Origin of the sequence: Virgibacillus halodenitrificans JCM 12304, assembly GCF_001310895.1 — a bacterium.
Classification (GTDB): Bacteria; Bacillota; Bacilli; order Bacillales; family Amphibacillaceae; genus Virgibacillus_Q; species Virgibacillus_Q halodenitrificans.
In genome coordinates, this window is the sequence record NZ_BAZS01000038.1 from 25,077 (window position 1) to 33,008 (window position 7,932).

The 7,932-nt window shown below is 36.8% G+C and carries 7 protein-coding genes and 1 pseudogene; all 8 read left to right on the forward strand.

The window, feature by feature from the left end; genetic code table 11:
• Nucleotides 1-50: 50 nt before the first annotated feature.
• The 8 genes and pseudogenes from fni to JCM12304_RS16345 all read left to right on the forward strand — a co-directional run bounded on the left by fni (nt 51) and on the right by JCM12304_RS16345 (nt 7,716).
• Nucleotides 51-1,106 (forward strand): type 2 isopentenyl-diphosphate Delta-isomerase, encoded by a 1,056-nt coding sequence (gene fni / locus JCM12304_RS16310; protein ID WP_060681610.1) that lies wholly within the window; start codon nt 51-53, stop codon nt 1,104-1,106.
• 80 nt (nt 1,107-1,186) lie between these two features.
• Nucleotides 1,187-1,642 (forward strand): DUF2188 domain-containing protein, encoded by a 456-nt coding sequence (locus JCM12304_RS16315; protein WP_019379132.1) that lies wholly within the window; start codon nt 1,187-1,189, stop codon nt 1,640-1,642.
• Nucleotides 1,643-1,735: 93 nt separating this feature from the next.
• Nucleotides 1,736-2,602 (forward strand): MBL fold metallo-hydrolase, encoded by an 867-nt coding sequence (locus JCM12304_RS16320; protein ID WP_060681612.1) that lies wholly within the window; start codon nt 1,736-1,738, stop codon nt 2,600-2,602.
• 88 nt (nt 2,603-2,690) lie between these two features.
• Nucleotides 2,691-3,410: a DsbA family oxidoreductase gene (locus JCM12304_RS16325; RefSeq protein WP_060681614.1), complete on the forward strand. Its 720-nt coding sequence runs from the start codon at nt 2,691-2,693 to the stop codon at nt 3,408-3,410.
• Nucleotides 3,411-3,785: 375 nt separating this feature from the next.
• Nucleotides 3,786-4,738 (forward strand): annotated as a pseudogene (locus JCM12304_RS16330) (ABC transporter permease).
• Nucleotides 4,728-5,678: an iron chelate uptake ABC transporter family permease subunit gene (locus JCM12304_RS16335; RefSeq protein ID WP_060681617.1), complete on the forward strand. Its 951-nt coding sequence runs from the start codon at nt 4,728-4,730 to the stop codon at nt 5,676-5,678. Before JCM12304_RS16330 ends, JCM12304_RS16335 begins: the two are co-directional and overlap by 11 nt.
• On the forward strand, nt 5,672-6,427 hold the full coding sequence (locus tag JCM12304_RS16340; RefSeq protein WP_060681619.1) for an iron ABC transporter ATP-binding protein: 756 nt from the start codon (nt 5,672-5,674) through the stop codon (nt 6,425-6,427). The genes JCM12304_RS16335 and JCM12304_RS16340 overlap by 7 nt, the downstream gene beginning before the upstream one ends.
• A 311-nt stretch (nt 6,428-6,738) precedes the next feature.
• Nucleotides 6,739-7,716 carry a siderophore ABC transporter substrate-binding protein gene (locus JCM12304_RS16345; protein WP_019379138.1) on the forward strand — a complete coding sequence of 326 codons (978 nt, stop codon included), beginning with the start codon at nt 6,739-6,741 and terminating at the stop codon, nt 7,714-7,716.
• Nucleotides 7,717-7,932: the final 216 nt, after the last annotated feature.

The following is a 7,932-nucleotide window of genomic DNA, read 5'->3' on the forward strand; positions in this document are numbered from 1 at the left end:
GCAACAGATATAAATAAGAAAATATACATGCAACAAAGGAGGCTCTTAAAATGGAGGAAGGAATAAATAAGCGCAAAACGGAACACATACGTCATTGTTTGACAGAGAATGTAGAGGGTGTTGACAAATCAACAGGGCTGGAAGGAATATCATTCATACATAATGCACTGCCTGAAATTAATTTCGATGATATAAGCTTGAGCACGAGCTTTCTTAATAAGTCGATACAAGCACCTTTCTTAGTAAGCTCCATGACGGGTGGGTCTGAGCTTGCGGCGACAATCAATCAGAATCTGGCAGTTGCGGCTGAAAAAAGGGGCTGGGCAGTGGCATTAGGTTCGACGAGAGCACTTTTAGAAAGTGATGCACACAAAGAGTCTTTCCAAATTCGAAAATATGCGCCAACTGTTCCCCTCATTGCTAACCTCGGCGCTGTTCAGCTTAATTACGGTTATGGAGCAGAAGAGGCTCAACGCATTGTAGATATGACAGATGCTGATTCGCTTGTGCTGCATCTTAATAGCTTACAGGAAGCGGTACAGGATGGCGGAGATTTAAACTTTAAAGATTTGCTGCCTAAAATTAAAGAAATTTGTAATACACTTGATGTGCCAGTTGGAGCCAAGGAAGTTGGCTTTGGAATCGATGGTTTTGTCGCTGAAGAACTTTACAATGCTGGTATTTCCTATATTGATGTGGCTGGTGCCGGGGGAACTTCCTGGAGTCAGGTCGAAAAGCTTCGTTCACAGGATCCTTTAAAAAAGGCGGCTGCTGAAGCATTTAACGACTGGGGCTTGCCGACAAAAGACTGTTTGGTATCAGTGAAAAGCAAACTGCCGGATATCCCGCTTGTGGCAAGTGGGGGGATGAAAACTGGTGTCGATGCAGCCAAAGCAATTACCATTGGAGCAGATGTAGTAGGTTATGCACGACAGTTATTGCAGGCTGCCACTGAATCTCCAGAATTCGTTGAACAAACAATGCAGCAGATTGAGCTAGAGCTTAAGATGACCATGTTTGGCATCGGTGTTAAGAATTTAGATGAATTAAAGAATACCCAAAGAGTAACAGTAATGGGGAGATCATTATTAGAGGAAAACAGTTAAGGTGGATGCCTTAGCTGTTTCTTTTTTTGCTGAACAGGGTATGAAATTAATAAGGAATTACTTCTAAAGGAGGAATACTTATGCCTTGGACAATGAATGATTACCCATCTTCAATGAAAAATTTAGATGATGCAACTAAGAAGAAGGCAATAGATATTGCGAATTCAATGATAGATGATGATTATGATGAAGGTCGGGCTATACCCATTGCGATTGAACAAGCAAAGGAATGGAGAAGAAACCATGATAAGCAGGATGTAAAAGATTATAAGAAAAAGGGAAAGCCAACCCAGCGCTCCGAAGAAGGTAAAGAGTACGATAACAACCCGGAAAGACTGGAAGAAGGAGAACAAGTAATATCTCATGAAGATGGTTGGGCAGTACAATCAACAAATGCAAAAAAACCAAGTAAAGTGTATAAAAATAAAGACGAAGCTATCGAACGAGCGAAGGAAATTGCCGAGAACAAAGGAACCTCAATCACTATATTTAATAAAGAAGGCTCTATTCAAAAACAACAGTCCTATAAATCTTAATAGCTGATTAAAATAACTACTCTTCTATGGGTGGTTATTTTTTTTGTTTCTCCAGATACTAATTTTACAATCATACCAACAAGGAGGATATTTATGGACCAAGAAAGCAATATACGTGAACATAAAAATTTTATTCCAATGACTTCTATTACAAGTGGTGGGGGTATCCAAGTTAAAAGCGATATCTATTATTATACAGATCAAATTGCAAATTTCTGTTTTATTGGATATCCCGAGAAAGGAGATTGGGTGCTTGTAGACGCTGGGCTGCCAAATGCAGCACCAGAGATAAAATCCGTAGTAGTAGATCGTTTTGGAAGAGGGAGTAAGCCATCTGCTATTATCTTGACACACGGGCACTTTGACCATGTAGGTGGGTTAGCAGACTTAATTGATGAATGGGAAGTACCTGTATATGCACATCCATTAGAGCTGCCGTATTTACAAGGACAGAAAAATTATCCGGAACCTGATACATCCGTAGAGGGAGGATTGTTAGCAAAAATATCTTCTGTTTACCCAAATGAAGCTATCGATTTAGGTGATGCAGTACAGCCGTTACCAAACGATCACCGTGTTCCTGGGTTGAATGACTGGACTTGGATTCATACTCCTGGTCATTCACCTGGACATGTTTCCTTTTATAGAGAAAGTGATTCCCTCCTACTATCAGGGGATGCATTAATTACGGTAAGGCAAGATTCATTTTACAAAGTGTTAATGCAGCAGGAAGAAGTAAATGGTCCGCCACGATATCTGACAACAGACTGGCAAGCAGCTAAAGCTTCTGTTGAAAAACTGGCTGAATTAAAACCTGAAACTGTAATTCCTGGGCACGGAACAGTTATGAAGGGAAAAAAACTGGCTGTTGGTTTGGAGAAATTAGTGAATAATTTCGATGAAATGGCCGTTCCAGAGTATGGGAAATTTGTAGACGGTGAAAGTCCTAATTCTCATTAACCCACACTTCTTTCAAAAAAATAAGCACAATGCTTCATTCAAAAACAAAAGCTGTGCTACAATAATTTACAGAAATGAGGTGTATGTATTGAAAATAGAGATTTGGTCAGATTTTGTTTGCCCTTTTTGTTATATAGGTAAACGAAGGCTGGAAAATGCATTAACTGATTTCAAACATAATAAAGAAGTAGAATTAGAATATAAAAGTTATGAATTAGATCCAAATGCAAAGCAACAGCCTGGTAAAAGCTTTCACGAATTGCTGGCAGGTAAGTATAACATGACAGTGGAGAAAGCAAAGAGTATGAATGAAGATTTGGCAAAGCAGGCAGAAGAAGTTGGACTAACTTATCACTTTGACAAGATGCAACATACCAACACCTTTGATGCCCATCGTGTTGCGAAATTCGCAGCGGAACAAGGAAAAGGAAAAGAAATGACAGAACGATTGCTTCAAGCCTACTTTACTGAAGGTAAGCTGATTAGTGACCATGTCACACTAATTGACCTTGCTAAAGAGGTTGGATTGCAAGAGGAAGCTGTAACAGAATTATTGAAAGTAGATGATTACGCTATCCATGTTCGCGCAGATGAAGAACAAGCACGCCAAATTGGGGTGCAAGGTGTTCCGTTCTTTGTTTTCAATGAAAAATATGCTGTGTCAGGGGCACAACCTGCTTCTGTATTTGCTGAAGTTCTTGAAAAAGTTTGGTTAGAGGAAAATCAAGGACCAACACTACAGTCATTAAATCCGACGAAGTCTAAAACAACCTACTGTACGGATGAAGGCTGTGAAACGGAAGAATAAATTGTTAAAAATAATTGATTAAGTAACTAGAAGCAACCAAGTGAGAAACTTTTCTCGCCTGGTTGTTTTTTTATTTAATATGGGGAGGTTACTCCTGTACAAATACTATCTTTATACATATATCTCTATTTGGGAAAGTGCACTGTGCGTAAAGTAGAGGATTAAATGCATACCAAAAAAGAATAAATAATTCTCATTTTGTGTTGACGGTTACTTAAATTCTGCTATACTGGTAACTGAGAACTAATTGATAATGAATCTCATTATTAATTAAACTCAGTAAAAAGTAATAATAATTATTAAATAGGTTGAACAGCAAAAGGGATATCACGCTCAAAACCTGCAATAAAAAGTAAGATTTGGGAAGGTTCGTCTATGAAAATCCGTTACTTAGTTACAGTACTTATTATCTTATCAATTATATCCGTTTTTACTGGTGTCTCCAGTGTGTCTATATTAGATATTTTTTCTTTAACCGAAGATCAAATACAAATATTAACAGTAAGTAGACTTCCCAGACTAGTAAGCATTCTAATTGCTGGAATGAGCATGAGTATCTGTGGATTGATTATGCAGCAGCTTAGTAAGAACAAGTTTGTTTCACCTACAACGTCTGGAACATTGGATTCTGCGAGGCTGGGAATACTTGTTTCGATGATGATCTTTACATCCGCAAGCCCTTTCCAAAAAATGTTCGTATCCTTTATCTTCGCTTTACTTGGTACGTTTATTTTTATGAAAATACTTGAAAAAGTTAAATTCAAGGATGCTATTTTTATCCCATTAATCGGACTGATGTTTGGAAATATCATAAGTTCTATTTCTACTTTTTTTGCATATAAGAATGACCTGATTCAAAATTTGTCATCATGGATGCAAGGCGATTTTTCAATGATTATGAGTGGGAATTATGAATTGATGTTCGTAAGTATACCGATTTTAGGTCTCGCGTTTTTTTATGCGAACAAATTTACCATTGCCGGGATGGGAGAAGATTTTTCCAAAAACCTTGGTTTGAATTATCGGCAGGTAGTGAATTTAGGTTTAGTTATCGTAGCACTTGTAACCGCATCAGTTGTATTGGCGGTTGGTATGATTCCATTTTTAGGATTAATTATCCCGAACATTGTCACAATATACCAGGGCGACCACTTGAAGAAAAGTCTGATACATACAGCATTGCTGGGGGCAATATTTGTAATGGCATGTGATATTATCGGCAGGGTAATCATTTATCCATATGAAATCCCAATCAGTTTAACGGTCGGGTGATAGGTAGTGGCGTGTTCATCTACCTATTATTAAGGAGAAAGAAATATGGATTATAAGAAAAAAACAATTATTTTAGCTATTGTAGCAGCTTTGCTGGCTTGTCTTTATATATTTTATAATCTCACTGGAAATATTGATTACATTCTGCCGAGAAGGATTATTAAAGTGGTTGCGATTATTCTCACTGGCGGTGCAATAGCTTTTGCAACAACCATATTTATGACAATTACTAATAACCGTATTTTAACACCGAGTGTAATGGGTCTGGATTCTTTATATTTATTGATCCAAACAATGATTGTATTTGTATTCGGTTCTCAATCGCTTGTCATGATGAACAGTAAAGTCAATTATCTAGTATCTATTGGTTGTATGGTGGTGTTTTCACTCATACTTTATCGAATCCTCTTCAAAGGGGAAAAGAACAATATTTACTTTCTTTTGTTAATTGGTATGATTCTCGGTACCTTCTTTGGCAGTCTGACATCTTTCATGCAGGTACTGATTGATCCAAATGAGTTTATGATAGCGCAGGACAAAATGTTTGCAAGTATTAACAATGTAAATACTGATCTCGTATACCTGTCAGTTGGATTGATAGTCCTCGTTGCCTTCTATTTTATGCGCTATTTCAAATATCTTGATGTATTGGCACTTGGCAAAGATGAGGCAATAAACTTAGGTGTTCCTTATGACCATGTAGTAAAACGATTACTTATTATCGTGGCAGTATTAATAGCCATATCTACTGCTCTCGTAGGACCGATTACCTTTTTAGGATTGCTGGTTGTCAATGTTGCTTACGAATTCCTGAAGACATTTCGACATTCATATTTGCTGACAGGTTCCATGTTAATTAGCATAATTGCACTACTTGGCGGGCAATTTATTGTAGAAAAGATATTTACATTTCAAACTACAATAAGTGTCATTATCAATTTCGTAGGTGGAGTTTACTTCATATATCTTTTGTTAAAGGAGAATAAATCATGGTAGATATTAAAAATGTTTTTAAAGCGTATAACCAGAAAAAAGTGATTGAAGATGTTTCTGTTCATATTGAAAAAGGGAAAATCACTTCCTTTATCGGGCCTAATGGAGCCGGTAAAAGTACGCTAATCTCTATGGTTAGCAGACTTATAACAAAGGATGGCGGAGAGATCACTATTGATGGAAAAGATGTTCTTAAAACAAAGAACAATGAGATGGCAAAGAAGATTTCTATTCTCAAACAGTCTAACTCCATTAACCTAAAATTAACTGTTAGGGAGCTTGTTTCCTTTGGCCGCTTTCCGTATTCTCAAGGCAGGTTAAAAGAAGAGGACTGGCAGAAAGTTGATGAGGCGATTGATTACATGGAATTAAGAGAAATGCAGGATAAATTTCTTGATGAGCTAAGTGGCGGGCAACGTCAACGTGCTCATATTGCAATGGTTATTGCACAGGATACGGAATACATTTTACTTGATGAACCGTTAAATAACTTGGATATGCGTCACTCCGTGCAAATTATGAAAACATTGCGCAGGCTGGTGGATGAATTAAATAAAACAATTGTAATTGTCATCCATGATATTAATTTTGCATCCTGTTATTCAGACAATATTGTAGCACTAAAAGATGGCAAGGTTGTTAAGCATGGCCGAACCTGTGATGTCATCGATGAATGTGTATTAAAAGATATTTATGATATGGATATAGATATTAAGAATATTGATGACAAACGAATCTGTGTTTATTTCTAATAAAAGGTGAAGAGGCTATAGGAGGAGTAGTTTCCTATCATGTGAGCAATTAAAAAAAGCCCTTTCCATGAAAACGGTGTGCAGACCAAATTCATAAAAAAGGACCCTACTAACTATTATCATACCTTAACTCCATGCTTTGGTAAACAAAAAAACACGCTTGGAGTCTGTATAAAAATAAAATAGGAATGGCAAGCCCATATTTGCCAACCTTATATTTCTCGCTCATGTTGATAGATTCAATCGCTCTGCTACGCTTCATTACCGATTATTAGTATAAAAATATATAAAAAACATAAGGAGTTAGAGACATGAAGAAATTTTTATTATTAGCAGTTATAGCATTTATTGCTCTATTTACAGTAGCTTGTGGTACAAGTGAAGAGGAAAATAAAACTTCTGGTTCAGATGAAGGAAGTAAAAAAGAAGAAAGCAGTGAACAATCAGAAACAATTACAGTTAAGCACGAACTTGGTGAGACGGAAGTTCCTAAAAATCCTGAGAAAGTAGTTGTATTTGATTTTGGAATGCTTGATACAATGAATAAATTAGGTATTGAGGTTACAGCACTACCGAAGAAAATCATCCCTGAATACTTAAGTGAATACAATGATGAAAAATATGAAAACGTAGGTAGTTTAAAAGAACCTGATTTTGAAAAAATTGCTGAAATTGACCCTGATCTAATTATCATTTCTGGTCGCCAATCTGATGTATATGAGCAGCTGAAAGAGCTTGCACCTACTGTATACCTTGGTTTGGACGCTACGCGCTACATGGATTCATTTAAAGAAAATGTAACTACTGTTGGAGAAATTTTTGGTAAAGAAGAAGAAGTGAAAACTGAATTAGAAGATATTGAAGGTTTAATCAGCTCTGTAAATGAAAAAGCAGAGAAGTTAGATAAAAAAGCATTACTATTATTAGCAAATGACGATAAAATCAGTGCTTACGGTCCTAATTCCCGCTTCGGATTAATTCATGATGTATTAGGCTTACCGGCAGCTGATGAAAATATTGAGGCATCTACACATGGAATGAACGTTTCATTTGAATATGTTGTGGAGCAAAACCCTGAATTGTTATATGTTATCGATCGTAGTGCTGCTATCGGCGCAGAAGGTTCATCTGCTAAGCAAATGGTTGAAAACGAATTGGTAGAAAATACAACTGCATATAAAAATGATGATATCTATTATTTAGATCCAGAACTATGGTATCTATCTGGGGGCGGCCTAATTTCTGTTAAAGAAATGATTAAAGAAGTGGAAGCAAGCCTGGAAAAATAATAGTATGAAGAGTGGCTCTAAAACAGAGCTGCTCTTTTTCTATATACATCACTCTGAAATGTAAACGAAGGATTAATTCATATTATAGATAAAATGCGAAGTAACTTGATAGTACTGTAAACGGCCGTTCCGGAAAAAGCACTTCGCTTTCCGTGGGCAACGCTTCAGCTTCCTCGGAAGAAAACCACTTCCTGCGGGATCTTCAGCTGTTGCTTT